22 protein-coding genes are annotated in these 22454 nt (G+C 68.1%); 8 read left to right on the top strand and 14 right to left on the bottom strand.

The window, feature by feature from the left end; translation table 11 throughout:
* Positions 1-3: 3 nt before the first annotated feature.
* Together KTJ87_RS00545 and fnrL are read right to left on the bottom strand one after the other, a co-directional pair.
* Positions 4-1212, bottom strand: coding sequence for an FAD-dependent oxidoreductase (locus KTJ87_RS00545; protein WP_267137114.1), 1209 nt, complete (start codon positions 1210-1212; stop codon positions 4-6).
* Entirely contained in the window at positions 1209-1949 is a 741-nt protein-coding gene (gene fnrL, locus KTJ87_RS00540) for a transcriptional regulator FnrL (RefSeq protein WP_267137113.1), read from the bottom strand. The genes KTJ87_RS00545 and fnrL overlap by 4 nt, the downstream gene beginning before the upstream one ends.
* Before the next feature lie 57 nt (positions 1950-2006).
* Between fnrL and hemN the strand changes: the two genes are divergently transcribed.
* Both hemN and KTJ87_RS00530 read left to right on the top strand, forming a co-directional pair.
* Positions 2007-3362, top strand: coding sequence for an oxygen-independent coproporphyrinogen III oxidase (gene hemN, locus KTJ87_RS00535; protein WP_267137112.1), 1356 nt, complete (start codon positions 2007-2009; stop codon positions 3360-3362).
* 73 nt (positions 3363-3435) lie between these two features.
* A complete protein-coding gene (locus tag KTJ87_RS00530) occupies positions 3436-4845 on the top strand; it encodes an FAD-binding oxidoreductase (protein WP_267137111.1) in 1410 nt (469 codons plus the stop codon).
* Between the two features lie 108 nt (positions 4846-4953).
* On the opposite strand, the gene hemC is transcribed toward KTJ87_RS00530, so the two are convergent.
* Positions 4954-5901, bottom strand: a complete 948-nt coding sequence (hemC, locus tag KTJ87_RS00525; protein WP_267137110.1) for a hydroxymethylbilane synthase — start codon at positions 5899-5901, stop codon at positions 4954-4956.
* 101 nt (positions 5902-6002) lie between these two features.
* Between hemC and hemE the strand changes: the two genes are divergently transcribed.
* Positions 6003-7034 (top strand): uroporphyrinogen decarboxylase, encoded by a 1032-nt coding sequence (hemE, locus tag KTJ87_RS00520; protein ID WP_267137109.1) that lies wholly within the window; start codon positions 6003-6005, stop codon positions 7032-7034.
* Here hemE and KTJ87_RS00515 read toward each other — a convergent pair.
* The 7 genes from KTJ87_RS00515 to KTJ87_RS00485 form a co-directional block, all read right to left on the bottom strand.
* Positions 7031-8371: an MFS transporter gene (locus tag KTJ87_RS00515; RefSeq protein ID WP_267137108.1), complete on the bottom strand. Its 1341-nt coding sequence runs from the start codon at positions 8369-8371 to the stop codon at positions 7031-7033. The two genes, hemE and KTJ87_RS00515, sit on opposite strands and share 4 nt — an antisense overlap.
* Positions 8372-8417: 46 nt before the next feature.
* On the bottom strand, positions 8418-9302 hold the full coding sequence (gene hemF, locus KTJ87_RS00510) for an oxygen-dependent coproporphyrinogen oxidase (protein WP_267137904.1): 885 nt from the start codon (positions 9300-9302) through the stop codon (positions 8418-8420).
* Between the two features lie 84 nt (positions 9303-9386).
* Complete coding sequence (locus KTJ87_RS00505; RefSeq protein ID WP_267137107.1) at positions 9387-12782, bottom strand: efflux RND transporter permease subunit; 3396 nt, start codon at positions 12780-12782, stop codon at positions 9387-9389.
* Positions 12783-12785: 3 nt separating this feature from the next.
* Positions 12786-14249, bottom strand: coding sequence for an efflux RND transporter periplasmic adaptor subunit (locus KTJ87_RS00500; protein ID WP_267137106.1), 1464 nt, complete (start codon positions 14247-14249; stop codon positions 12786-12788).
* A 103-nt stretch (positions 14250-14352) separates the two neighbouring features.
* Positions 14353-14895 (bottom strand): molybdenum cofactor biosynthesis protein B, encoded by a 543-nt coding sequence (gene moaB / locus KTJ87_RS00495; protein WP_267137105.1) that lies wholly within the window; start codon positions 14893-14895, stop codon positions 14353-14355.
* Positions 14896-14899: 4 nt separating this feature from the next.
* A complete protein-coding gene (locus KTJ87_RS00490; protein ID WP_267137104.1) occupies positions 14900-15517 on the bottom strand; it encodes a LysE family translocator in 618 nt (205 codons plus the stop codon).
* The gene (locus KTJ87_RS00485; RefSeq protein WP_267137103.1) at positions 15514-16302 is read right to left on the bottom strand and encodes a uracil-DNA glycosylase; all 789 of its coding nucleotides are present in this window, start codon (positions 16300-16302) and stop codon (positions 15514-15516) included. The genes KTJ87_RS00490 and KTJ87_RS00485 overlap by 4 nt, the downstream gene beginning before the upstream one ends.
* Positions 16303-16398: 96 nt before the next feature.
* On the opposite strand from KTJ87_RS00485, the gene KTJ87_RS00480 reads away from it, so the two are divergent.
* The 5 genes from KTJ87_RS00480 to KTJ87_RS00460 are packed head-to-tail and all read left to right on the top strand — an operon-like array spanning position 16399 to position 20249.
* A complete protein-coding gene (locus KTJ87_RS00480) occupies positions 16399-17349 on the top strand; it encodes an aspartate carbamoyltransferase catalytic subunit (protein ID WP_267137102.1) in 951 nt (316 codons plus the stop codon).
* A complete protein-coding gene (locus tag KTJ87_RS00475) occupies positions 17346-17903 on the top strand; it encodes a hypothetical protein (RefSeq protein ID WP_267137101.1) in 558 nt (185 codons plus the stop codon). Before KTJ87_RS00480 ends, KTJ87_RS00475 begins: the two co-directional genes overlap by 4 nt.
* Positions 17900-18463 carry an aspartate carbamoyltransferase catalytic subunit gene (locus KTJ87_RS00470; protein ID WP_267137100.1) on the top strand — a complete coding sequence of 188 codons (564 nt, stop codon included), beginning with the start codon at positions 17900-17902 and terminating at the stop codon, positions 18461-18463. Before KTJ87_RS00475 ends, KTJ87_RS00470 begins: the two co-directional genes overlap by 4 nt.
* Positions 18460-19752 carry a dihydroorotase gene (gene pyrC / locus KTJ87_RS00465; protein ID WP_267137099.1) on the top strand — a complete coding sequence of 431 codons (1293 nt, stop codon included), beginning with the start codon at positions 18460-18462 and terminating at the stop codon, positions 19750-19752. Before KTJ87_RS00470 ends, pyrC begins: the two co-directional genes overlap by 4 nt.
* 20 nt (positions 19753-19772) lie before the next feature.
* Complete coding sequence (locus KTJ87_RS00460) at positions 19773-20249, top strand: pyridoxamine 5'-phosphate oxidase family protein (protein WP_267137098.1); 477 nt, start codon at positions 19773-19775, stop codon at positions 20247-20249.
* On the opposite strand, the gene cobO is transcribed toward KTJ87_RS00460, so the two are convergent.
* Genes cobO through KTJ87_RS00440 form a run of 4 tightly spaced genes read right to left on the bottom strand, consistent with a single transcriptional unit; the run spans position 20246 to position 22439 of the window.
* Complete coding sequence (gene cobO / locus KTJ87_RS00455) at positions 20246-20854, bottom strand: cob(I)yrinic acid a,c-diamide adenosyltransferase (RefSeq protein ID WP_267137097.1); 609 nt, start codon at positions 20852-20854, stop codon at positions 20246-20248. The two genes, KTJ87_RS00460 and cobO, sit on opposite strands and share 4 nt — an antisense overlap.
* Before the next feature lie 58 nt (positions 20855-20912).
* Positions 20913-21377 (bottom strand): GNAT family N-acetyltransferase, encoded by a 465-nt coding sequence (locus KTJ87_RS00450; RefSeq protein ID WP_267137096.1) that lies wholly within the window; start codon positions 21375-21377, stop codon positions 20913-20915.
* Positions 21374-22093, bottom strand: coding sequence for an LrgB family protein (locus KTJ87_RS00445; protein ID WP_267137095.1), 720 nt, complete (start codon positions 22091-22093; stop codon positions 21374-21376). Before KTJ87_RS00445 ends, KTJ87_RS00450 begins: the two co-directional genes overlap by 4 nt.
* A complete protein-coding gene (locus tag KTJ87_RS00440; protein ID WP_267137094.1) occupies positions 22086-22439 on the bottom strand; it encodes a CidA/LrgA family protein in 354 nt (117 codons plus the stop codon). Before KTJ87_RS00440 ends, KTJ87_RS00445 begins: the two co-directional genes overlap by 8 nt.
* Positions 22440-22454: the final 15 nt, after the last annotated feature.

The following is a 22454-nucleotide window of genomic DNA, read 5'->3' as shown; positions in this document are numbered from 1 at the left end:
CCGTCAGCCATACATCGCGGACAGGGACGCCATCGCCCCGGCCACAAGCGCGGTGTCAGGCCTTCCGGCCAGGCGCCGCGCTGCGCCTGCGGCGTTGAAGGCGACCAGAACCGGCGCCCCGGTGACGGGCAACAGGTTGATGAAGGCGGCGAACTCCCCGTCCGTCTGACCGGCGAAAGCGATCACTTCGGCGTCCTCGTCCCAGAAGACGTCGTCAAACCGCAGCGCCAGCTTGTCAAGGACGCCCATCGCAAGGCCCGCGATGGCCTGTGCCGTGCGGTCCGGTAGCGGCGGCGAGAACCGCACGCTGCCCGCCTTCAGCACACCCAACGGCACGGTCACGATCGCCGCATCAGCCCGCATCGCAGCGCCCCTGGCCGTCACATCGACCCCCGCGCCGCTTACGGCAACGTCCGTCACCGTCAGCCCAAGCCGGATGTCGAGGCCCTGCGCCAAGGCCTCGGGAATCGCCGCGTATCCGCCTTGAAAAACGTAGTCCGACCCGCCGAAGGCTTCCCCTTCGTCCAGTGCCTCGGGGGACAGCTCGGCGGGATCCTCGGCATATTCCTGCGCGATGAACAGCACGTCCCGCAGCTCGGGAGACAAACGGCGCACCCGCGCACCACCCGGCCCGCGCAGGACCAGCCCCTCGTAGTCGCTGCGCAGTCGGTCCAGCCGCAGCCCATCCGCGATCTTCGTCACCGGATTGCCCCGCGCCCCGTGAATCCAGGCCGCGCCCAGATCGACCGGGGTGCCGAGGCTGCGGTCGGTCCATACCCGCCCGCCGATCCGGGCGCGCGCCTCGATCACCGAAACCTCGCGCCCCGCGTCGGTCAGCACCCGCGCCGCAGCCAGCCCCGCGACGCCGGCGCCCACGACAAGGACGCGCCGTGCGCCGGTTTCAAGCACCCCGGCCGCGGCGTCGCGCCCAGACAGGATCGCGCCATGCACTGTGGATGGATGATCCGGATGCGCCGCCTCGCCCGCCAGCCAAAGACGTCCGTGAACATCGCCCGCCAGCGCCACGCGGTCCGCGCGCCGGGCGGTCAGCCCGAGATTCGAGTATGAGCCGAATGCGAAGGGATCACGCGACCAGTTCGTGCGAAGGTATCCGCTGGGCTGCGGCAAGGCGCGCTGCGACAGCGCAGGCGCGGCGACAAGGCTGGCGGCTCCGGCAAGGACACCCCTGCGCGACACCGGGGCCGCGGTCACGACAGAAGGCCACCATCGGCGTCGTCGCCGGTCTCGTCGATCAGGGCATCGAAATCGGGCACGATCACCCGCCGCTTGCCCTCAAGCGCGATCACGCCATCGCGCTTGAGCGCCGAGATCTGGCGGCTGACCGTTTCTAGCGTCAGGCCAAGGTAATCCGCCATCGCTTCGCGCGTCAGGGGCAGGTCAAAGGCGAACCCGTCGCCGGTCTTGCCAAGATGCAGCGACGCCTCGCGCCGGGCGATGATCGCCAAAAGGCTCGCGATCTTCTCGCGCGCGGTCTTGCGGCCAAGGATCAGCATCCATTCCCGCGCCGCGTCCAGTTCATCGAGCGTCATCTCGAGCAGGCGCTGGCCGATGTGCGGCGTCGTCACCATCATCGTCTCGAACGGCTTGCGCCGGAAGCAGCAGATCGTCACCTCGGACACCGCCGTGACGTCATAGCTGGCGCGCACCCGGCCCGGGCGCCCGATGAAATCGGACGGCAGCAGCAGCCCGACCATCTGGGTGCGCCCGTCTTCCATGGTCTGGGACAGGGTCGCGATGCCCGTGACGACCGAGGCGACAAATTCCATCTGGTCTCCGGCCCACATGATCGGCTGGCCCGCGTCGTAGGTTCGATAGAACTTGATGTCCTCAAGCTGCTCCAGCTCGTCCGGCTCGCACCGCGCGCACACGGCGCGATGACGGATCGGGCAATTGTCGCAATTCTTGAGGTCGATGACGGCTGAGGACATTTTTTCCGTTTGATCCGGATCAAGGCGCAACGTCGCGCGCCCCATATTGATAGGGGAATGGACAACCTCGCGCAACTCAGGCGGCTTGGGCTTTTTGACGCCCGCGTGCCGCGTTACACCAGCTACCCGACCGCGCCGCATTTCGTGGGAGGGGTCGATGCCGACACGGTATCGGGCTGGATCGGCTCGATCCCCGAGGGGTCGAACATCTCGCTTTATCTGCATGTGCCGTTCTGCCGAAGGCTGTGCTGGTTCTGTGCCTGCCGCACGCAAGGATCGCCCAGCGCGGCCCCGGTCGCGGCCTATGTCGACACGCTGAAGACAGAGTTGCGGCATCTGGCCACGATCCTGCCGCGCGGCGTGCGAATCGGCCATCTACACTGGGGCGGCGGCACGCCCACGCTCCTCGGTCCCGAAATGATCGCCGATCTGGCCCGGGCGATCGAGGATCTTGCCCCGCTCGCCCCCGGCGCTGAATTCTCGGTCGAGATCGACCCGAACGAGATCGACCAGCCCCGCACCGACGCTCTTGCGCGGGCGGGGATGACCCGCGCCTCCATCGGCGTGCAGGATTTCGACCCGCTGATCCAGCAGACCATCGGACGCCCGCAGACCTACCAGATCACCAAGACCGCCGTGGACATGCTCCGCGCCACCGGGATCGCCAGCCTGAACGTCGACATCCTCTACGGTCTGCCGCACCAGACCCGCGCCCGCATCGCCGAATCGGTCGAACTGGTGCTGTCGCTGTCGCCGGACCGCGTGGCGCTGTTCGGGTATGCCCATGTGCCCTGGATGGCCAAGCGCCAGACGATGATTCCCACCGATACCCTGCCCACGCCCGAGGAACGATTGAACCTGTTCAACACGGCGCGCCAGCTGTTCGTCTGGGACGGCTACGACGAGATCGGCATCGACCATTTCGCGCGGCCCGGGGACCGGCTGCAGACTGCGCAGCGCGGCGGACGGCTGCGGCGCAATTTCCAGGGCTACACCGACGATGCGATGGATGTCCTGATCGGGGTCGGCGCGTCGTCCATCTCGCGCTACCCGCAAGGCTACGCCCAGAACGACGCTGCGACCTCGCGCTACCAGGCGGCGGTGCGCGGCGGGCTTGTGCCGATCAAGCGCGGGCACGTCTTCACCAGGGACGACATCCTGCGCGGCCGCCTGATCGAGATGCTGATGTGCGACTTCGCCGCCGATCTCGGCAGGCTGGCCACCGAGACAGGGGCCGCGCCGACCGAGATCGCGCGCCTTGTGGACGGCGTCGAAAGCGCCTTTCCCGGCATTGTGCAGATGCGAGACGACCGGCTGTCGATCCTGCCGAACGCCCGCCCCCTGACCCGGATCATCGCGCGCCACTTCGATGGCTACGAGGCACCGCAAACAGCCTATTCCTCCGCCGTCTGACCTAACGCCCCGCTTGCCCCTCGGCGCGAAACGCGGCATCCCAAGCGGGTTACGCGCCTTGGGGAGGATCGGCATGGACGTGATCGGCAGACTGACCGAGGCGCTGGGCGAGGGCCATGTCCTCACCGGCGAGGACATGGCACGCTATGCGCGCGACTGGACGGGCCGCTACGTCAGCACGCCAATGGCCGTCACCCGCCCCGGATCGACCCTCGAGGTCTCGGCGGTGCTGAAGATCGCTCATGACACCGGAACGCCCGTGGTCCCGGTCTCGGGCAACACCGGCGTCGCGGGCGGCACGAAATCCGACGGCGCGATCATGGTGTCTGTCGAACGCCTGCGCGCCGTTCGCGCGATCAACCCCGCCGCCCGCACCGCCACCGCCGAGGCCGGCGTGATCCTGTCGAAACTGCATGATGCGGTGGCCGAGCACGACCTTGCCTTCCCGGTGTTCTTCGGCGCGCGCGGCTCGGCGATGGTGGGCGGCATCCTGTCCACCAACGCGGGCGGCTCGAACGTGCTGCGCTACGGCAACACCCGCGCGCTGGTGCTGGGGATCGAGGCGGTGCTTCCGGACGGCACCGTGCTCGACCTGATGAGCGAATTGCACAAGGACAACTCTGGCTACGACCTGCGTGATCTGTTCATCGGCGCCGAGGGCACGCTGGGGATCATCACCGCCGCCGTGGTCAAACTGGTGCCTGCGCCGCGCGCCCATGCCACCGCGATGGTGGCCGTCCCTTCGCTCGCCGACGCGCTGGCGCTGCTGAACGACCTCCAGGCCGAGACCGGCGGCGGGGTCGAGGCGTTCGAATACATGCCGCAAAGCTATTTCGACGCGCTGGCCACCGTGCATCCCGACCTGCGCGCGCCCTTCGCGGACCGGCACGAGGTCAACATCCTCATCGAGGTCGCCGCCACCGCCGCCCGCGACGCCGCCGAAACGTCCGAGGGCACGATCCCGGTCGTCGACCTGCTCGAAGCGACGCTGGCCCGGCGATTGGAGGACGGCACCGTGACCGACGCCGTGGTCGCCCGCACCGGGCGCGACCGGCAAGAGATGTGGGCGCGGCGCGAGGCCGCCGCCGAGGTCTCGGTCGCCCGCAAGCCGAACCTGACGACTGACATCGCGGTGCCGCTCGACAAGGTGGCGGCCTTCCTGGACCAGACCTATGCCGCCCTCGCCGCGCTTGACGCCGGGGTCGAACATACCCTGGTCTCGCATCTGGGCGACGGCAATGTGCACCTGACCATCTGGCCCTCTTCCGAAGACGAGGCACTGCGCGACCGCATGAACGAGGCCGTCGAAGAGGTCGTGCTGGCCCTCAATGGCAGCTTCTCGGCCGAACATGGCATCGGCCTGTCGAAACTGCCCTCGATGCGGCGCCGCAAGAACCCGGTTGCCCTTGCCGTGATGCGCCGGATCAAGCGGGCGATCGACCCCAAGGGCATCATGAACCCCGGCAAGGTGATCCCCGACTAGCGCGCTCCCCCCGCATCATCTTTGGTCCCCAAATACTCGAAACGGGGGAGTCGCGCGGCAGCGCGGCGGGGGCGGAGCCCCCCAAGGCATCGCGTGCGCCGAAGGCGCTCATTTCCAGTCGAAAAAGCCCTCTCCGGCCCGCGCCAGCAGGCCAGCCGCCAGGGCGCTGCCCATCTCGGGGCCGTCCTCGACCGCGCCGCTCACGGCATCGGCCAGGCATTCCGACCCGTCCGTGCGCAGGATCTCGCCGCGCAGGCGCAGCGTTGCGCCGTCGATCTCGGCCAGTCCGGCGATGGGCGTCTCGCAGGACCCGTCGAGCGCGGCCAGAAACGCGCGTTCCGCCGCCAGCCGCTTCCCGGTCTCGGTGTCGTGGATCGCCGCCAGCATCTCGGCGACGCGGGTGTCGTCCTCGCGCCGCTCGATCCCGATGGCGCCCTGCGCCACGGCGGGCAGCATGTCGTCGGTTTCAATGGTTCCGTGCGGCACCTCGTCCAGCATCCCCAGCCGGTTCAGTCCCGCTTGGGCGAGGAACGTCGCCACGGCGACGCCGTCCGCCAGCTTGCGCAGGCGGGTCTGCACGTTGCCACGGAACTCCACCACCTGCAGGTCGGGCCGCCGATTTAGAAGCTGCGACTTGCGGCGCAGCGACGACGTGCCGACCACCGCGCCCTCGGCCAGATCGGCCAAACCCTTGACCGACAGCGACACGAAGGCGTCGCGCGGGTCCTCGCGCGGCAGGTAGGTGTCCAGCACCAGCCCGCCCGGCTGGTCCACCGGCATGTCCTTCATCGAATGCACGGCGATGTCGATCTCGCCTGCCAGCATCGCCTCTTCGATCTCGCGGGTGAACAGTCCTTTGCCGCCGATCTCTTTCAGTGGGCGGTCCAGCACGCGGTCGCCGGTCGTCTTGATGACGATGACCGAGAATGCCTCTTCGGGCAGTCCGAAGGCGTCGGCCAGCCGGTGCCGCGTCTCATTGGCCTGCGCCAGCGCAAGCGGAGACCCACGGGTGCCGATCTTGAGGGGTGAAGCGGGACTGGGAAGTGTAAGTGCCATGCAAAGTCCTTTAGCCGGTGTCAGCCCGGATTGACAATCGCCTGCCTTGACAGGCGCGCGGCGACAAGGGACGACAGGGCAGCAATAAACCGGGGACAGGCATGGCGGAAACCAAAAAACTGATGCGGGCGCTCAAGGGCGAGATTATGGACGTGCCGCCGGTGTGGCTGATGCGGCAAGCCGGGCGCTATCTGCCCGAATACCGCGAAACGCGCGCCAAGGCGGGCGACTTTCTGTCGCTGTGCTACAATCCCGAACTGGCCGCCGAGGTCACGTTGCAGCCGATCCGCCGCTACGGCTTTGACGGGTCCATCTTGTTCGCCGACATCCTGCTGGTGCCCGACGCGCTGGGGGCCGACCTGTGGTTCGTCACCGGCGAAGGCCCGCGCCTGTCCACGATCACCGGGGCGGATGATTTCGCCAAGCTGAAACCGGCGGACGCGATCCACGAGACCCTGTCGCCGATCTACGAGACGGTGAAGATCCTGGCGCGCGAGCTGCCTGCGGAGACCACGTTGATCGGCTTTGCGGGCGCGCCCTGGACCGTGGCGACCTACATGATCGCCGGGCGCGGCACGCCCGACCAGGCCCCCGCCCATGCGCTGATGCGCGAGGACCCCGCGACCTTCGATGCGCTGATGGACCGGATCACCGAGGCGACGATCCTTTACCTGTCGGCACAGATCGACGCGGGCGCGGAAGTGGTCAAGCTGTTCGACAGCTGGGCCGGATCGCTGCGTGGCGAAGCGTTCGACAAATACGCAACGGCACCTGCCAAGCGGATCATCTCGGCCCTCAAGGCCAGGTATCCCCACGTCCCCGTCATCGCCTTCCCGCGTGAGGCAGGCGATGCCTACATCGGCTTTCACGCCGCGACAGGGGCCGATTGCGTGGCCATCGACAACTCGGTCGATTCCGACTGGGCGGCGGCGAACGTGCAAAAAGACGGCTGCGTTCAGGGCAACCTGTCCCCGGCGCTGATGATCGAGGGCGGCCAGCGCCTGATCGACGAGACAAAGCGCATCAAGGCCGCCTTCGCCGGAGGCCCGCACATCTTCAACCTTGGCCACGGCATCACGCCCGAGGCCGACCCCGAGAATGTGCATGTCATGCTCGAGGCGCTGCGCGGCTAACCTTGCGTCGGCCAGGCATGGTGTTCGTCGTCGATGACGAACACATGCCTGTGCCAGTAGGCGCCGCCGCGTCGCTCGGCACCGCGCAAATGCGGATGATCGGGCGGAAGGTCGTCATGCGTATGCGCCACCGCATCCGGCAAGCCTGCGGGCCACAGAAGGGCAGCATAGGCAACCCCGCCCAATGCCGCCGCCCCCAGTGCCAGCATGGCCGCCGCAGGCCCGCCCGCAGACCCGATCAGCCCCGCCGCCGGATAGGCCACCAGCCAGCACGCATGGCTTAGCGCGAACTGCGCGGCGAAGACGGCGGGGCGATCCTCGGCATGGGCAGAGCGTCGCAGAAGACGCCCGGACGGCGTCATGATCCCCGACGCCGCAGCGCCCATCACGCACCACAGCGCAAGGAACGCGCCCCATCCCGGCCAACCCGTCAGCAGGATCACCGCGCCCGTCCCCGCCATGCCTCCGCCCGCCAGCAGCCCGGCCAGCAGCATGACAGGACGCTCGCCCGCGCGGTCCAGCACCATCGGCAAGCCCAGCGCCACAAGCATCGAGCCCAGCCCGTAGGCGCCCATCGCCCAGGCCAGATCGCCCTCGCCCCCGCCATAGACGGACCGCGCGATCACCACCGACAGCACGATCACCACCGCGCCCGAGAACGCGACGGCGACATTCAGCGCCAGAAGCCCGCGCAGCCGGGGCGTTGCGATGAAAATCCGTGTCCCGCGTGTCAGCCTGTCGCGGAACGGACGCGGCGCGATGCCGCGCGGCGTGGGCACCGCCGCCCCCGCCACCAACGCGGCAGAGACCAGGAACCCGATGCCGGTCCCCGCGAATAACCCGTTGCTTGCGATCACCGTCAGCAGCAGCCCCGCCAGCGCGGGCGACAGGACGTTTTCCAGATCATAGGCCAGCCGCGACAGCGACAGCGCGCGGGTATAGTCGGCCTCGTCCGGCAGGATGTCGGGGATCACCGCCTGAAACGTGGGCGTGAACGTCGCGGACGCGGCCTGAAGCACGAAGATCAGCGCGTAGATCTGCCATTCCTCGGTGACGAAGGGCAGGCACAGCGCGGCGCCCGCCCGCACCAGATCGGCACCGACCAGCACCCGCCGCCGGTCAAGCCGCGCGACCACCGCCGCCGCGACAGGGGACAGCCCGACATAGGCCAGCATCTTGATCGTGAGCGCGAGGCCCAGTACACGCCCGGCGTCGGCGCCCGCCAGATCGTAGGCCACCAGCCCCAGCGCGATGGTCAACAGTCCCGTGCCCATCAGCGCAATCACCTGCGCGCCGAACAGGCGCGCGAAATTGCGGTGGCTCAGGACCGACAGCATGGCCCAACGCCCGTGCCTGCGGTGTGCCGTGGCCACCGCAAGGCGGTCAGTACCACTTGGCGATCGGCGGCAAGCTCATCAGGACGGCATCGGGGTCGTGCCCCGTCTCCAGCCCGAACTTGGTGCCCCGATCGTAGACAAGGTTGTATTCCGCATAAAGGCCCCGGTGGCGCAGCTGCGTCTCGCGGTCGTCCTCGGTGAAGGCATCGGTGCGATGCTTTTCGACCAGCGGGACATAGGCGGGCAGGAAGGCGCGCCCGACATCCTGCGTGAAGGCGAAATCCTTGTCCCAGTCGCCCGAGCAATGGTCGTCATAAAAGATGCCGCCGACCCCCCGCGCGCGCTTGCGGTGCGGGATGTAGAAATACTCATCCGCCCACGCCTTGTAGCGCGGGTAGAACGACACGTCGTGCGGCTCGCAATGGGCGCGCAGCGTGTCGTGGAAATGCGCGGTGTCTTCGGCGAACTCGATGCAGGGGTTCAGGTCCGATCCGCCGCCGAACCACCAGGCGTGGGGGGTCCAGAACATCCGCGTGTTCATGTGGACCGCCGGAGCCATCGGGTTGCGCATGTGCGCCACAAGGCTGATGCCGGACGCCCAGAAGCGCGGGTCGTCTGAAATGCCGGGAATGTCCTTGCGCGCCGCCATCGCCTTTTGCGCACGCTCCTGCAGCGTGCCGTAGACGGTCGAGACGTTCACGCCGACCTTCTCGAACACCCGCCCGCCACGCATCACGCTCATCAACCCGCCGCCCGCGTCGCTGCCATCGTCAGAGGTGCGGCTGGTCTCTGTCACCTCGAAGGACCCCGGTGCCTCGTCCGCAAACGGCCCTTCGGTGTGCGACTGTTCCAGCGCCTCGAAGGACGCGACGATCTCGTCGCGCAAGTGCCGGAACCAGGCGGCTGCGGTGGCCTTGCGGTCGTCGAACATCTCGGTCATGGGCGCCTCTTTCCGTCTGCGGATCGCGCTTGGCGGTAGCTGGCGAGGCGGGGCGCTGTCAAGGTGACGGGATGACTATGCCGCCCGCCGCCCCGCGACCGCGATCACCAGAGCTGATAGGAAATACATCGCAGTCGCAATCGCTCCCGCAGCGGCAAGGAACATCCCGAAGGCCGCAAGCAGCGGGGCCGTCCCGTCCGGCACCACGTCGCCCAGCGGCGCGGGCAGCGCGCCGGTGACGATCACCGCGCCCATCGTCACCGCGAAAGCGCCAGCAACCAGAAGGGCGGACAGGACCGTCGCCGCCTGCACGCCGCGCGCCGGGCGCCCTGCGCCCAGCCCGCGCCGGAACGCGCGCACCTGCTTGCCGACGTCCTGCTGCATCGCCAGAAGCGCGGGCACCACCAGCAGCACCAGCACCATGCCGAAGCCAAGGCCGTAGACCAGCGTGATCACCGTGGGCTTGAGGAACTGCGCCTGTTCGGACGTCTCGTACAGCAGCGGCGCAAGGCCCAGAACCGTCGTCGCCGTCGTCAGGAACACCGCGCGCAGGCGGTCCGCCGCACCGTCGATGATCGCAGGGATCAGGCCCCTGTCCTCGGCGTATTCGTCGACCGTCGTGACCAGCACGATGGAATCGTTGATGATGATCCCGGTCATCCCGATCATCCCCACGACCGAGAACATCGTCAGCGGCACATCCCACAGGGCATGACCGTAGAACGCCCCCACAAGGCCAAAGGGAATGATCGCCATGACCACGACGGGCCGCGTCCAGCTGGAAAAGATCCAGGCCAGCACAAGGTAGATGCCCAGCAGGCACAGGATGAACCCGTCCCGCGCGTCGTTCAGGAATTCGCCCTCCTGCTCGGCCAGACCGGCAAGCCGCCAGTTGACGCCGTATTCCTCTTCGATGCCGGGCAGGATGTCCTCGCGCAGCGACTGGATGATCTCGTTGGCGCGGTCCGGGTCGTCGTCGGCGATGTCGCCCGTGACAGACACCAGCCGCAGCCCGTTCTCGCGCCGCACGGTCGAGAATCCGGTGTCCTCGGTCACGGTCACGATGTCCGCCAGCGGAACATAGGCGCCGGACGTGCTGCGCATCAGCGTGCGGTTCAGGAAATCCGCCGTCAGCTCGTCCGGCGGTAGTTCCACACGGATCGACGCAGATCGGGGGCCGACAGGGTAGGTCGCCGCCTCGATCCCGTTTAGCCGGTTGCGCAGCACGCGCCCCAACTCGTCGATGGTAAAGCCAAGCGCCGTGCCCTGCGGTGTCAGATTCAGCACCAGCTCCGACTTGTCGTAGGCCAGCGTGTCCTCCAGCGCCGAGACCTCGCCGAACTGCCCGACACGCGATTTCAGCGCCTCGGCGGCGGCTTTGAGCGTCGTGGCGTCCGCGCCCGAGAATTCAACGTCCAGCGCGTCGCCGCCCGGTCCCGACCGCCAGCCGCGAAAGCTGACGGTTTCGGCCAGCGGGTGGTTGACGACCTCTTCCTGAAGCTCGGCGACGAACTCGAAGGACGAGTACGGGCGCAGGTCGGCGTCGATCAGTTCGATGGCGATGGAGCCAAGCTGATACGCCTCCTTGCTGTCGGTTCCCGACAGCGCGCGCCCGGTGTTTCCGCCGATCTCGGCGATGACGTAGTCCAGCGGGTTCAGCCCGTGCTCGGCCTCCAGCCGGGCGGCGACGGCGTCGGTTGCGCGCTGCATCTCGCGCATCATTTCAAGCGTGTCTTCGCGCGTGGCACCCGGCGCCATGGCAAAGTTACCCGAAACGCTGCCCTGTTCGGGCGACGAGAAAAAGCGCCATTGCAGATCGCCGCGCACGAAGGATGCGATTTGCGTGCCCAAGAGCAGGATCACCAGCGCAAGCACCGGATACCGCGCCCAGACGACGCCCGCCATCAGCGGGCGGAACAGCGTGTCGCGCACAAAGGTGAAGCCCCGGTTCACGAAGCGGCTGGGCACATCGTACCAGGGCGACTTGCCCGGCGCCGACACCGCATGCGCCATGTGGTTGGGCAGGATCAGGAAGCATTCCACAAGCGACGCCAGCAGCACCACGATCACCGTGAAAGGAATGTCCGAGATCAGATCACCGAACCGCCCGCCGATGGCCACGAGGCCGAAGAACGCGATCACCGTGGTGATGGTGGACGAGAACACCGGCGCGAACATCCGGCGCGCGGCGTTCTCGGCGGCCAGCATCGGCGGCTCGCCCAGCCGCTTGGCGCGGAAATCGCTGTGTTCGCCCACGACGATGGCATCGTCCACCACGATGCCCAGCGTAATGATGAGCGCGAACAGCGAGATCATGTTGAGCGTCAGGCCAGCGGCATACATGATCGCGATGGCCGCCGTCATGGCGACGGGGATGCCTGCGGCGACCCAGAACGCGGTGCGCGCATTCAGGAACAGGAACAGCAGCAGCACCACAAGGCCAAGGCCGGTCAGCCCGTTTTCCAGCAGGATGTTCAAACGACCGCTGATCGCCTCGGCGCGGGTGCGGATCAGATCGACCGACACGCCCGCGGGCAACGTGCGTTCCAGTTCGGCGGCGACCTCTTCGACCTGCCGCTGGATGTCGATGGCGTCGCCCCGGTCCGACCGGTCGACCTGCACCGAGATCGCCGGGTTCTCGCCCACGAAATAGGCGCGGTCACGGTCGATCCCGCCGACGCGCACGGTCGCGACATCGCCGATCCGCAGTTTCGATCCGTCGGGGTTCGAGCGCAGCTCAATGTTCGCGATTTGGTCAGCCGAGGTGCGCGCGGTGCCGGTGCGGACCCGCGCATTGGCTCCGTCCACGTCACCCGCAGGATCGGTTTCCGCCTCGGCCGCGATGGCCTGCGAGATTTCGGCCATGGTGATCTCGTGGCGGATCAACGAAAGCGAGGGCACCTCGACGACCGTTTCGGGCGCGGCAAGGCCCCGGATCGTGGCGCGCGTCACACCCTCGGCGAACAGCCGCGTCACCAACTCGTCCGCGAAGCGCCCAAGCTGGTCCGGCCCCACCGGGCCGGTGATGACCACATCCGTCACCCTGTCGCGCCAGCCGCCCCGGCTGACTTCGGGCGCATCGGCGTCCTCGGGCAGGTTCGACACCCCGTCCACCGCCGCCTCCACGTCGTCGGCGGCGCGCGACATGTCCCAGCCCGGCTCGAACTCGATCTCGATGCTGGCGCGCCCTTCGCGCGACGTGGCTTCTGTGCCCTCGACGCCCTCGACGGCCAGCAGCGCCTGTTCAAGTGGCTGCACGATGGCGCGGTCGATGTCCTCGGCCCCGGCGCCGTCCCAGGTGACAGAGACATCGACTTCGTCGATGATCACGTCGGGAAAGAACTGCGCCCGCATCTTGGGAAAGGACACGATGCCCGCCGTCAGCAGAAGCACCAGAAGCAGGTTCGCCGCCGTGCCGTGGCGGGTAAAGTAGGACAGCAGCCCGCCAACCGGCTTGAAGCGCTCGGCCATGGATCAGCCTCCCATCCGGCTTTCGATGCGCTCGACGGTGCGCACCGGAACGCGGTCCTGCGACAGTTGCGCAAGCACCCGCTTCTTGGCCTCGTCCGGCATGAAGCTGTTGCCTTCGACAAAGGCTACCAGCCGCGCGCGGCGTTCCTCGGTCAACTCGACCAGATCGTTCACCGGCTGGGGCGCGTCGCCCGCTTCAGGCGGATTGACGACGCGCACCTTGATCCCGGCGCCCAATAGCGGCGTGCGTTCCCGCACGGCCTGACGGCCCGCAAGCCCCGCCGCGGACACGACAACGGCATCGCCCTGGCGCCGCAGGACCTCGGTCTGCGCGACCTCCAGGCGGTCGTCCTCGCCCACCACCAGCACGGTTCCGGCGGCATCGACAGCCGTCGCGGGCAGCGAAGCGACACGCTCGAGAGGCGGCTCCTCGATCCTTACCGTGACGAAATCGCCGGGCCGGAAGCCCTGCGCGTCGTCGAGGCGTGCGAAGATCTGGCGCCCGGTCTGGCCGGTGCCCACGGCGGCGCCCTCGCGGCTGATTGTGCCCGTGGCGGTCAGATCGACCCCGAGAACGTCCAGACCGGCGACCACGGGCGCACCGATCAGCCGCCCGTCACCGTCCAGCAGGCGCGAATATTGCGAGGTGGAAACCCGGAACGCGACTTCCAGCGCATTGGGGTCGATCAGGCTGGCAAGCTGTTCGTTCGCAGTGACGATGCCGCCTTCGACTGCGGTGACGCCGCTGAGGGTTCCGGCGAATTCAGCAAAGACCTCGGTTTCGGCGACCCGGCGCTGCGCCTCGTTCACCGCGATTTCCTGCCGCCGCAACGCGGTGCGGGCACCATCGACCCGTGCCATCGCCGTGGCCATCGCCTGCCGCCGCGACACCAGCGACTGCCGCGCCGAACTTGCCGCAAGCGCCGCAGTCTCGACCGCCGCTTCGGTGCCGACGCCGCGCGTCACAAGATCGCGCTGCCGGTCAAGCGCCTGCGTGCGCAACTGCAACTGTTCCTCCGCCGCTGCGACGTCATCCTCGGCCAGCGTGACGGCACGCGTCGCCTCGGCGACCTCTGCCTCTGCCTCGGCCAGCGACGTCTCAGCCGTATCGAGCGCGGATTGCGCGTCGGTGGGGTCGATCCGCAGCAGCAACTCGCCCGCCGCCACTTCGCCGCCTTCCTCGAAATTCTCGGACAGCTCGACGATCGTTCCGCCCGCGCTGGCCCGCAGTTCCAGCGTGCGGCGGCTGCGCACCTCGCCGAAAACGGTCATCACCGGCGTGATCGTCTCGGGCGTGACGGTGACGGTATTGACGGCGAACACACGCTCGCGCGCGGGCCGTTCGGGCGGCTCGTCGGACAGCCGGGCCTGCACCGCGCCGTAGATCATCTGCCCGGCATAGGCGAGCACGCCCAGCGTCACGGACAACAGGAACAGCCCCACAAGGCTGCGGCGTAGAAATCTCATCGCGGTTGGGTCCCCTGCGACTGCCGACGTTGCGTTAGCTAGCGCGAGACAGTCGCTTCACAAAGCGGCAGCTCGTCACAAGGGGGTTATACGTCCGGTTTGCCTATTTCCGTCGCCGATGTTCGTCCAGACGCGGAAATATTTCGACAAAGTTGCAGGGGCGATGCCGATAGTCGAGCTGCGGGGCCAGGATTTCGTCCCAGGCATCCTTGCAGGCGCCGGGGCTTCCGGGCAGCGCGAACAGGTAGGTGCCCATCGCCACGCCCCCAGTCGCGCGGCTTTGCACCGCCGACGTTCCGATCTTCTGCATCGAGACGATGGTGAACACGGTGCCGAACGCCTCAATCTCTTTCTCATAGACATCGCGGTGCGCCTCGACCGTAACGTCACGGCCCGTCAGGCCGGTGCCGCCGGTGGACAGGATCACGTCGATGGCCGGGTCGGCGCACCAGTCGCGCAGTTGTTCCGCAATCGCCGCGCGATCGTCGCGGACGATCCCGCGCGCGGCCAGCCGGTGCCCCGCCGCCGTCAGCCGGTCCACCAGCGTGTCGCCAGAGCGGTCGTCAGCCTCAGTCCGGGTGTCGGAGACGGTCAGGACCGCGATCCGCACCGGGATGAATTCAAGCGTCTCGTCGATGCCGGGCATTCGCTCAGCTCCTTTGCATGAGAGCCAGCCGCACCGCGAGGCCGACGAAGACGGCCGCGCTGATCCGGCCCAGCCAACGCGCGGCGGTGGCCGACCGCGCCAGCCTGCGCCCGGCCCCGCCTGCGAAGACGCCGACCAGCCCGTTGATGACAAGCCCGCCCAGCGACAACACCGCGCCGAGGATCAGGAACTGCGGCAGCACGGGCCGCGCGGGATCGACGAATTGCGGCAGGAAGGCCAGCACGAACAGGATCACCTTGGGGTTGGTCAGGTTTACCACCAGCGCCTCGCGGAACGCCCGCGACGGGCGTACCGGCGGGACATCGCGCACTACCGGACCGGCGCGCAACGTCTGCACGGCAAGGATCAGCAGATAGGCGACACCGATCCAGCGGATCGCCTCGAACAGCCACGGCGCGGCGGCGACGGCGGCCCCCAGCCCGATCCCCGCCAGAAGCACATGCACCATGCAGCCCGCCGCGATGCCGACATCCGCCGCCAGCGCCGCACGCGGCCCGCCGCGCAGGCCTTGGCCCAGACAGAACATCATGTCCGCCCCCGGCGTCAGGTTCAGCGCCAGCGCGGCCGGAACGAAAGCCAGAAGAACCACGGGGTCGATCATGCCCCGTCCCGCAACCGCGCCTGAAGCGCCAGAAGATCCGCCCAGGCCTCGCGTTTGCGTTCGGGGTTTCGCAGCAGGTAGGCAGGATGGAACATCGGCAGCACCGGCGTGCCGAACGCCTCTGTCCACTCGCCGCGCATCCGGGTGATGCCCTTGCGCCCCAGCACCGCCTGACATGCGATATTGCCCATCAGCACGATGAGGCGCGGCGCGGCCAGTTCGACATGGCGGCGCAGGAACGGCAGCATCATCGCGATTTCCTCGGGCGACGGATCGCGGTTCTGCGGCGGTCGCCACGGCAGCACGTTGGTGATGTAGACCGGCGCGTGGCCGTCCTGCGGGGCCCGTGCATGGGAAATCGCCCCAAGCATCCGGTCCAGCAACTGCCCAGCCCGACCGACAAAGGGCTTGGCCTGCATGTCCTCGTCGCGCCCCGGCGCCTCGCCGATGACCATCACGGCCGCGCCCGGCACGCCGTCCGAGAACACGAGGTTCCGCGCCCCGCGTTTCAGATCGCACAGATCATACGCAGCCATCGCCGCCGCCAGCCCGTCAAGATCGGACGCCGACCGCGCCGCCACCTCGGCCAAGGCCACCGGATCGATTTCGGCGGGTGCCTCGGCAGGCGCGGGCGCGGCGGCCTCGGCGCGGCGGATCGCGGGTGCGGGCCGCTCTGCCACCTCGTAGCGGTTCACCGGTGTCTCGCAGATCGCCTCGGTCACGCCCAGCTCGACCTGCCATTCCAGCAGGGCCTTGGCGGTGTGGTAATCCAATGCAAGACTCATGGGGTGCAGGCTATGCGCGCCGCGCGGCGCGGTAAATGGGCGTTGTCCGGCGCGCCTGCCGCCCGTATAACGCCCGCGACCCGGCACGAGGCGCGCATGAGTTTCAGGCAATCCCATCTGCTCGGGATCGAGCATCTCGCCCCCGACGAAATTGTCACCCTGTTGGATCTTGCGGCGGAATACGCCGCGCTCAACCGGTCCGACCGCAAACACGGCGACGCGCTGGACGGTCTGACGCAGATCAACATGTTCTTCGAGAATTCGACCCGCACTCAGGCCAGTTTCGAGCTTGCCGGCAAGCGGCTTGGCGCGGACGTGATGAACATGTCGATGCAGGCGTCGTCGATCAAGAAGGGCGAGACGCTGATCGACACCGCGCTGTCGCTGAACGCGATGCACCCGGACCTTCTGGTGGTGCGGCATCCTCAGTCGGGCGCGGTGGACCTTTTGGCGCAAAAGGTGAACTGCGCGGTCCTCAACGCGGGCGACGGGCGGCACGAACACCCCACGCAGGCGCTGCTGGACGCGCTGACCATTCGCAACGCCAAGGGCCGCCTGCACCGCCTGTCCATCGCCATCTGCGGCGACATCGCGCACAGCCGCGTCGCGCGGTCCAACATCCTGCTGCTGGGCAAGATGGAGAACCGCGTGCGCCTTGTCGCACCGCCGACGCTGCTGCCCGCCGGGATCGAGAATTTCGGCGTCGAGGTGTTCCACGACATGAAGGCGGGGCTGGAAGACGTCGACGTGGTGATGATGCTGCGGCTTCAGAAGGAACGCATGGACGGCGGCTTCATCCCGTCGGAACGGGAATATTATCACCGCTACGGGCTGGATGCCGAAAAGCTGGCCCATGCCAAGGACGACGCCATCGTCATGCACCCCGGCCCGATGAACCGGGGCGTCGAGATCGACGGCACGCTGGCGGACGACATCAACCGCTCGGTGATTCAGGATCAGGTCGAGATGGGCGTCGCCGTTCGCATGGCCGCGATGGACCTGCTCGCGCGGAACCTGCGCGAGCGGCGCAAGGAGGCGGCGGCATGAGTGACCGCATGACCATCGGTCCGCGCGATCATGGGCTTGTCCGGGTGTTCGCGCTCGACATCGACACCGCCGATCTGGCCACTTGGCAGCCGCCGGAAGACGGGCGCGACTGGCCGTTGAAGGATGCGCTTGGCGCGGCGCACCTCGATCCCGCCAAGGTCGAGGTCTTTCCCGCCAGTACGCTCGATGGCCTCGGCCTGTCGCGCTACCTTATCGATGGCGCGGGTGTAGCGCCGTCCGAGATCGGCGCCGATGCGGCACGGCTGGACGGGATCACCGGCGTGATCGTGGTGATCCCGTCTTCGGCGCTCGGCTCGGGCGACCAGACGCTGACCATCATCGCCCCGCTGCGTCATGTCGGCACCTACCGCGAAGAGGACAGCCCCGTCGCCTTTGCGCCGCTGCCAGCGGGCAGCTCCGAGGGCCTGATCACCGGCGCGCCCAAGTCGGTGCCCGCGCCGGGCCGTGCGCCGCGCGGATCGCTGATCGTCGTCGCGGCCATCGCGCTGGTGGCACTGATCGCGGTCGCCTTCAGCCTTGCGAGCGGCCGGTGAGCGAGGCCGCCGCCCCGCCGCCCCCGGCGCCGCCTGCGGACGTTCCCGACGGCTGGCAGGGCATCCTTGATCCGGGCGAGCGCATTTTGTGGCAGGCACGCCCCGACGCACGGCTGGTCTGGCGCGCGCGCGACCTGCCGCTGATCGGCTTCGGCATCGTGTTCGCCGGGTTCGCGCTGTTCTGGATGATCATGGCCGCCTCGGCGGGCGGCTTCATGTGGATGTTCGGCCTGATCCATTTCTCGGTCGGGGTCGGCCTTGTGCTGACGCCGACCGTGTTCTCGGCCTACCGCCGTGCGCGCACCTGGTACACCCTGACCGACAAGCGCGCCTTCATCGCGTCGGAACTGCCGATCCGGGGCCGCAAGCTGGACAGCTATCCGATCGCCCGCGATACCGTCCTGACGCTGGAAGACGGCACGCCCGGCGACGTCTGGTTCGCCAGCACCTACCGCCGCACCAAGAACGGATCACGCGAGGTGAAGATCGGGTTCGAACGGATCGACGACCCCCGCGCCGTCTACGCGCTCATGCGCCGCATCCAGAGAGGAGAGGCATGAGCCTTCTGCTGACCAACGCCCGCCTCATCGACCCCGAGGCGCTGACCGAAACGCACGGCGCGGTCTACATCGACGGCACCACCATCGCCGAGGTGCTGACCGACCCCGCCGCGATCGAGGCCCGCGCCGCCCGCGCCCTGCGCGTCGAGGATTGCGGCGGCAAGGTGCTGGCCCCCGGCATGGTCGATCTTGGCGTCAAGATCGGCGAGCCGGGCGAGCGGCACAAGGAATCCTTCCGTTCTGCCGGTCTGGCGGCGGCAGCGGGCGGCGTCACCACGATGGTCACGCGCCCCGACACGCTGCCGGTCACCGACACGCCGGAACAGCTCGAATTCATCACCCGCCGCGCCGCCGAAGCCTCACCGGTGCGCATCGCGCCGATGTCGGCGCTGACCAAGGGGCGTGCGGGGCGCGAGATGGTCGAGATCGGCTTCATGCTCGACGCCGGTGCGGTGGCCTTCACCGATGTCGACCACGTCGTGACCGACACCCGGGTGTTCTCGCGCTGCCTGACCTACGCGCGGTCCCTTGGCGCTTTGGTCATCGCCCACCCGCAAGACCCCGGTCTCAGCGCGGGCGCGGCGGCGACGTCGGGCAAGTTCGCCTCTCTCAAGGGTCTTCCGGCTGTGTCGTCGATGGCCGAGCGCATGGGATTCGACCGCGACATGGCCTTGGTCGAAATGACCGGCGCACGCTACCACGCCGACCAGATCACCACCGCCCGCGCCCTGCCCGCGCTGGAGCGTGCCAAGGCGAACGGGCTGGACGTAACGGCGGGCGTGTCGATCCATCACCTGACGCTCAACGAATTCGATCTGGGCGACTACCGCACCTTCTTCAAGCTGACGCCGCCGCTGCGATCTGAAGACGACCGCATGGCGGTGGTCGAGGCGGTCGCGACAGGGCTGATCGACACCGTCTCGTCGATGCACACGCCGCAGGACGAGGAATCCAAGCGCCTTCCCTTTGAAGAGGCCGCCGCCGGGGCCGTGGGCCTGCAAACCCTGCTGCCCGCCGCCCTGCGCCTCGCGCATGAAGGTCTGATCGAGTTGCCCCGGCTTTGGGCGGCACTTTCGCTGAACCCCGCGCGCCGCCTTGGCCTGCCGCAGGGGCGTCTTGCGCCCGGTGCCCCCGCCGATCTGGTGCTGTTCGACCCCGGCGCGCCCTTCGTGCTCGACCGCTTCACGCTCTTGTCCAAGTCCAAGAACACTCCCTTCGACAGCGCCCGGATGGAGGGCCGCGTCACCGCAACATGGGTCGGCGGGCAAGAGGTCTATCGCCGCGCTTGACCGCCCGCTAGGCTGACGCAATGCCGCGCCCGTTCGATCCAGAGACGATCCTGCACCTGCCGCTGATGGCGAACCTCGCGACGGTCGCCGCCGATGGCAGTCCGCGCAACGGCCCGGTGTGGTTCATCTGGGAAGCGCCCGCGCTGTGGATGCTGGGCGATGCGTCATCGTCCAGCGTGAAGCGTCTTGCCGCCAACCCCGCCTGCGCGGTGGAAATCGTGGACTACGACAATGCCGGGGGCATCCTGCGCCACCTCGGCCTGCGCGGCAGCGCTACGGTCGAGCCATCCGACCCCGCCCGCCTTCGTCGCCTGCTGACGAAATACCTCGGGCCACAAAGCACATGGAACCCGTGGTTCATCGACACCGTGGCGCGTATCGATGCGCCCGATGGCAGGATGATCCGGCTGGAACCGGAAAGCGTCTTCACCAACGACGTGTCGTATTTCCGCACGGGGCCAGAGCTGGCCAGCGGGGGCGACAGCGAGAGCCGTTAGAACTCGACGCCGATCTGCGCCTTGATGCCCGACCGGAACGGATGCTTGACCAGCTCCATCTCGGTCACAAGGTCGGCGATCTCGATCAGCTCGTCCTTGGCGTTGCGCCCGGTTAGCACGACATGGGTCATCGCGGGCTTTCCATCACGCAGGAAGGCAACGACATCGTTGATGTCGATATAGTCATAGCGCAGCGCGATGTTGATCTCGTCGAGCAGGACCATCCGGTTGGCCGGATCGCGGATCAGTTCCTTCGCCTTCTCCCACGCGGCCTGCGCCATCTCGGTGTCGCGGGTGCGGTCCTGGGTTTCCCAGGTGAACCCCTCGCCCATGGTGTGAAACTGGCACAGGTCGGTGAAGCGCGACAGGATCAGGTCGCGCTCACCGGTCGACATGCCGCCCTTGATGAACTGGACCACCGCAGACGGCATCCCGTGCGCGATGCAGCGGAATATCATCCCGAACGCGGCCGAGGATTTGCCCTTGCCCTTGCCGGTGTGGACGATGATCAGGCCCTTCTCACCGGTTTTGGTGGCCATGATCTTGTCGCGGGCGGCCTTCTTCTTGGCCATTTTCTGGGCGTGGCGGTCGGGATCGTCGGTCATTCTGCACTCCTGTGGGTCGGGGCAGAGACTGGCCTTGGCGGACGCCCAAGGCAAGCGGTCAGACCGGGCGTTCCATCGTCAGGCTGGTTGGGCGGTCAAAGCCCGGATGCGCGGTGCGCGCCGTCTCGGCAAAGCCAAGGCGGGCGAACGTCACGTGATTTTCCACCAGTTCGATCCGCGCCTGAAGCCGCAGGCGGGGCAGGCCCAACACCTGCGCGCGCCCGGCGGCGTGATCCACCAGTCGCCGCGCAAGGCCGCAGCCGCGCCGGTGCCGCGCCACGGCCAGCTTGCCAAGATACAGCGCGTCCTCTTGCGGCGTCAGCACCATGCAGGCCTCTGGCGCATCGACAGCACCGATGATCCAGACCTCGCCCGCCTCGGCCTGCCGGTCCAGATCGCCTGGTCCCAGCCGGTGCAGCGACGACGGCGGGTCGATCCGCCCCTCCATGTAGGCAAACGCCTCGTGCAGCAGGGCCAGCGTTCCCGTCCAGTCGGTGCCGGACCGCAGGCGCGCAAGGATCATCCGAACACCAGCGACACCACCAGCGGTGCAAGGATCGCCGTCAAGAGCGCGTTCAGCCCCATGCCGATCCCTGCAAAGGCGCCTGCCGTCTCATTCACCTGGAACGCCCGCGCGGTGCCGATGCCATGCGCCGCCACCCCCACCGCAAAGCCGCGCGCGCGCCAGTCGGTGATCTTCATCGCGTTCAGCAGCGGGGTTGCGATGATCGCGCCGGTGATGCCGGTCAGGATCACCAGCACGGCGGTCAGCGTGGTCGAGCCGCCGATCGCTTCGGAGATGCCGATGGCGACCGGGGCCGTGGCGGATTTCGGGGCGACGGACAGCAGCGTCTCGCCGGTCACGCCCAGCGCCCATGCGATGCCGACAGCAGACCCGATGGCGGTCAGAGAGCCTGCAAACAGCGCGCAGATCATCGGCAATGCGGCGCTTTTCAGCCGGTGCAGGTTGCTGTGCAGCGGCACAGCCAGCGCGACCGTCACCGGGCCGAGCATGAAGTGGATGAACTGCGCGCCCTCGAAATAGGTGGCATAGGGCGTGCGCGTGGCTTGCAGGACGACCGCAAGGAACACCACCGACAGCAGCACCGGGTTGGCGATCGGCTTGCGCCCCGACGCGCGAAAGATCGCATCCCCGGCGACATAGGCGATCAGCGTGGCGGTCAGCCAGAGCAGCGGATCGCGGCTAAGGTAGCTCCAGATATCGGCGAATTCAGTCATCGCGGCCTCCGGTCAGCCGGGCGACGCCCACGAAGGTCAGCACGCCCACGACGATGGCCAGCGTGGTCGATCCCAGGATCGCCGCGAACAGCGCCAGCCCGTCCGACCCGAGCCGGTCGAGATGCCCGACGATGCCGACCCCCGCAGGCACGAACAGCAGCGACAGGTGCGCCAGCAAACCTTGCGCCGTCGCGCGGATGCTGTCCGCAAGCCGCGGGACCAGCAGAAGCGCGGCAAAGAACAGCGCCATCCCGATGACCGGGCCGGGAATGGTCAGGCCCAGCGCGGTGCGGATGACCTCGCCGACCAGCTGGAAGGCGAGCAGAATGGCGATGTGGGCGATCATGAGGGCCTTCCGCAA

Source organism: Anianabacter salinae (assembly GCF_019061145.1).
Classification (GTDB): Bacteria; Pseudomonadota; Alphaproteobacteria; order Rhodobacterales; family Rhodobacteraceae; genus Anianibacter; species Anianibacter salinarum.
Note: the sequence above shows the minus strand (reverse complement) of the source record. Positions and strands in the feature narration are given on the sequence as shown.

Excerpts from the sequence above, each read along its gene's own strand:
- fnrL (WP_267137113.1), bottom strand. The coding sequence starts at position 1,949 with ATGTCCTCAGCCGTCATCGACCTCAAGAATTGCGACAATTGCCCGATC.
- hemN (WP_267137112.1), top strand. The coding sequence starts at position 2,007 with ATGGACAACCTCGCGCAACTCAGGCGGCTTGGGCTTTTTGACGCCCGC.
- KTJ87_RS00530 (WP_267137111.1), top strand. The coding sequence starts at position 3,436 with ATGGACGTGATCGGCAGACTGACCGAGGCGCTGGGCGAGGGCCATGTC.
- hemC (WP_267137110.1), bottom strand. The coding sequence starts at position 5,901 with ATGGCACTTACACTTCCCAGTCCCGCTTCACCCCTCAAGATCGGCACC.
- hemE (WP_267137109.1), top strand. The coding sequence starts at position 6,003 with ATGGCGGAAACCAAAAAACTGATGCGGGCGCTCAAGGGCGAGATTATG.
- KTJ87_RS00515 (WP_267137108.1), bottom strand. The coding sequence starts at position 8,371 with ATGCTGTCGGTCCTGAGCCACCGCAATTTCGCGCGCCTGTTCGGCGCG.
- hemF (WP_267137904.1), bottom strand. The coding sequence starts at position 9,302 with ATGTTCGACGACCGCAAGGCCACCGCAGCCGCCTGGTTCCGGCACTTG.
- KTJ87_RS00505 (WP_267137107.1), bottom strand. The coding sequence starts at position 12,782 with ATGGCCGAGCGCTTCAAGCCGGTTGGCGGGCTGCTGTCCTACTTTACC.
- KTJ87_RS00500 (WP_267137106.1), bottom strand. The coding sequence starts at position 14,249 with ATGAGATTTCTACGCCGCAGCCTTGTGGGGCTGTTCCTGTTGTCCGTG.
- moaB (WP_267137105.1), bottom strand. The coding sequence starts at position 14,895 with ATGCCCGGCATCGACGAGACGCTTGAATTCATCCCGGTGCGGATCGCG.
- KTJ87_RS00490 (WP_267137104.1), bottom strand. The coding sequence starts at position 15,517 with ATGATCGACCCCGTGGTTCTTCTGGCTTTCGTTCCGGCCGCGCTGGCG.
- KTJ87_RS00485 (WP_267137103.1), bottom strand. The coding sequence starts at position 16,302 with ATGAGTCTTGCATTGGATTACCACACCGCCAAGGCCCTGCTGGAATGG.
- KTJ87_RS00480 (WP_267137102.1), top strand. The coding sequence starts at position 16,399 with ATGAGTTTCAGGCAATCCCATCTGCTCGGGATCGAGCATCTCGCCCCC.
- KTJ87_RS00475 (WP_267137101.1), top strand. The coding sequence starts at position 17,346 with ATGAGTGACCGCATGACCATCGGTCCGCGCGATCATGGGCTTGTCCGG.
- pyrC (WP_267137099.1), top strand. The coding sequence starts at position 18,460 with ATGAGCCTTCTGCTGACCAACGCCCGCCTCATCGACCCCGAGGCGCTG.
- KTJ87_RS00460 (WP_267137098.1), top strand. The coding sequence starts at position 19,773 with ATGCCGCGCCCGTTCGATCCAGAGACGATCCTGCACCTGCCGCTGATG.
- cobO (WP_267137097.1), bottom strand. The coding sequence starts at position 20,854 with ATGACCGACGATCCCGACCGCCACGCCCAGAAAATGGCCAAGAAGAAG.
- KTJ87_RS00450 (WP_267137096.1), bottom strand. The coding sequence starts at position 21,377 with ATGATCCTTGCGCGCCTGCGGTCCGGCACCGACTGGACGGGAACGCTG.
- KTJ87_RS00445 (WP_267137095.1), bottom strand. The coding sequence starts at position 22,093 with ATGACTGAATTCGCCGATATCTGGAGCTACCTTAGCCGCGATCCGCTG.
- KTJ87_RS00440 (WP_267137094.1), bottom strand. The coding sequence starts at position 22,439 with ATGATCGCCCACATCGCCATTCTGCTCGCCTTCCAGCTGGTCGGCGAG.